Raw genomic sequence first — 2,457 nt, 5'->3', positions numbered from 1 at the left:
ACCGTGAGGAAGCACCAGAATTCGCAGACCGCTTGGTTGCGATCAACCGTGTTTCAAAAACAGTAAAAGGTGGTAAGCGCTTCGGTTTCGCCGCCCTCGTCGTTGTTGGCGACCAAAAGGGCCGCGTCGGCTTTGGCAAAGGTAAAGCCAAAGAAGTGCCTGAAGCGATCCGCAAAGCCACTGAGCAAGCGAAGCGCCAGATGATCCGCGTTCCACTGCGCGAAGGCCGCACATTGCACCACGATACAGCTGGCCGTCACGGTGCTGGTAAAGTGGTTATGCGCACAGCCCCACAGGGCACAGGTATCATCGCGGGTGGTCCAATGCGTGCCGTCTTCGAAATGCTCGGTGTTCAGGATGTTGTTGCGAAATCTATCGGTTCGCAAAACCCTTACAACATGATCCGCGCCACAATCGACGGTCTGCAAAGCGAAAGCAGCCCCCGTATGGTTGCACAGCGTCGCGGCAAAAAAGTAGCGGACATCCTCAAGCGTGATGATGCCCCAGCTGCTGAAGCGCAAGACGCGTAAGGAGATAAGCACATGACAAAAACAATCGTTGTCAAACAGATCGGCTCTCCGATCCGTCGCCCCGCAAAACAGCGTGAAACGCTGATTGGCTTGGGCCTCAACAAAATGCACAAAACCCGCGAGCTGGAAGACACACCTTCCGTGCGCGGCATGGTCAACAAGATCCCGCATCTTGTAACGATCATCGAAGAAAAGGGCTAAGTGCCCGACGGGCTAGCGCCCGTCTTTCAAAATAGAAAACGCCCTCAGCCAGGCTGGGGGCGTTTTCTTTTGCGCTGGCGGTGTGTCTCGTTAAGGTCGGGCCAAAAGGAGCGCGCTATGATTGTGAAACATCTAAAAGACATCCTCGACACCAAGGCCCACGCCCGTGGCGACGGCTGGGAGAGCCGCCGTATTCTGCTCGCAGGAGACGGGCTCGGCTATTCGCTGCATGACACGCTGGTGACGGAAGGCGCGGCGCTTGAGCTTGAGTATAAGAACCATGTCGAGACGAATTACTGCATCGCGGGTGAGGGCGAGGTGGAGGAGGTCTCCACAGGCCGTGTCTGGCCGCTGGGCGAGGGGAGCGTTTATGTGCTCAATGCGCATGAGCGGCATATCTTGCGGGCGCTCAAGGGCGACTTGCGGCTTGTCTGCGTCTTTACCCCTGCCTTGACGGGCGAGGAAGTTCACGACGCAAGCGGGAGCTACGCGGCAGAGGGCTAGAGGAAAATCGCCCCGAAGCGTGAACCTCGGGGCGTTTTTTGATTAGGCTGCGTTCGACGGGCGACGTCTGCGCTGTTGGGGCTTGCCGCCACCACCACCTGCGTTGGCTGCTCCGCCGCCAGGCTTGCCGCGACCACGGCCACCGCCGCCACCGCCAGCTTTACCGCCACGGCCACGACCGCCGCCGCCGCCATTGGGGCGCTTTGCGCCTGCTTTGGTTTTTTCAAGAAGCTCGGCCGCCCATGAGGCTTTGCCTTCGACAGGGATGTCCTTGCCGATGAGCTTCTGGATATCTTTCAATTCGCCGATTTCTTCTGGCGAGCAGTATGCCACGGCGCTGCCGTCGCGCCCTGCGCGGGCTGTGCGGCCGATGCGGTGCACATAGTTGTCTGCGACATTGGGCAGCTCGTAGTTGTAAACGTAGCGCACAGTCGGGATGTCGATGCCGCGTGCGGCGACGTCTGTGGCGACAAGCACTTTAACCTTGCCCTCTTTGAAGGCTTTGATCGCGCGTTCGCGCTGGCCTTGGCTTTTGTTGCCGTGGATGCTGTCGGCGGCAAAGCCTGCGGCTTCGAGCTTTTTCTTCAGCTTCTCGGAGCCGTGCTTTGTGCGTCCGAAGACCAGCGCGGCCTCATCAGGGTGCTTGCCGAGGTGCTCGATGAGCAGGGCTGGCTTGGCCGCTTGGGAGACGAAGTGCACCGACTGGTCGATCTTCTCGGCGGGTTTGCCGGGAGGAGCTGTTTCGACGCGGATCGGATCTGTCAGGTAGGCGTTGGCGATCTCGTTCATGTTTTTCGGCATGGTCGCCGAAAAGAGCATGGTCTGGCGCTCTTTGGGTAGAAGTGTCGCGATTTTGCGCAGTGCGTGGATGAAGCCGAGGTCAAGCATCTGGTCGGCTTCGTCAAGAACGAGGAAGCGCGCCGCATCAAGGCGCACGGCGCGGCGGTCGATCAGATCGAGCAGACGGCCGGGTGTCGCGACGAGAATATCTGTGCCGCGCTCAAGCTTGTTGGCCTGCACATTGAGGGAGGCACCGCCGATGACGAGGTTGATCCGTGTGCCTGTGCCTTTGGCGAAGCCGATCATGGCTTCCTGAATTTGTTTGGCGAGCTCACGCGTGGGCGCAAGGATGAGGCCGCGCACGGATTTGGGCGCTGGCTTGCCTTCCATACGGCCAATGGCTGTGAGGATGGGCAGGGAGAAGGCGGCTGTCTTGCCTGTG

Annotated in this window: 4 protein-coding genes; 3 read left to right on the top strand and 1 reads right to left on the bottom strand. The window is 59.7% G+C overall.

What is annotated here, in order from left to right:
* The 3 genes from rpsE to ACTF58_RS13465 all read left to right on the top strand — a co-directional run.
* Window positions 1–530, top strand: a 530-nt coding sequence (gene rpsE, locus ACTF58_RS13475; RefSeq protein ID WP_438992480.1) for a 30S ribosomal protein S5, incomplete at its 5' end; no start/stop codon positions are given.
* A 12-nt stretch (window positions 531–542) separates the two neighbouring features.
* Window positions 543–731 carry a 50S ribosomal protein L30 gene (rpmD, locus tag ACTF58_RS13470; protein ID WP_089887397.1) on the top strand — a complete coding sequence of 63 codons (189 nt, stop codon included), beginning with the start codon at window positions 543–545 and terminating at the stop codon, window positions 729–731.
* Between the two features lie 117 nt (window positions 732–848).
* A complete protein-coding gene (locus ACTF58_RS13465) occupies window positions 849–1,235 on the top strand; it encodes an ectoine synthase (RefSeq protein WP_438992479.1) in 387 nt (128 codons plus the stop codon).
* Between the two features lie 42 nt (window positions 1,236–1,277).
* Here ACTF58_RS13465 and ACTF58_RS13460 read toward each other — a convergent pair.
* The coding region (locus tag ACTF58_RS13460) for a DEAD/DEAH box helicase (RefSeq protein ID WP_438992478.1) at window positions 1,278–2,457 on the bottom strand (1,180 nt) is incomplete at its 5' end.

Source organism: Lentibacter sp., assembly GCF_965657785.1.
Lineage (GTDB): Bacteria > Pseudomonadota > Alphaproteobacteria > Rhodobacterales > Rhodobacteraceae > Lentibacter.
Note: the sequence above shows the minus strand (reverse complement) of the source record. Positions and strands in the feature narration are given on the sequence as shown.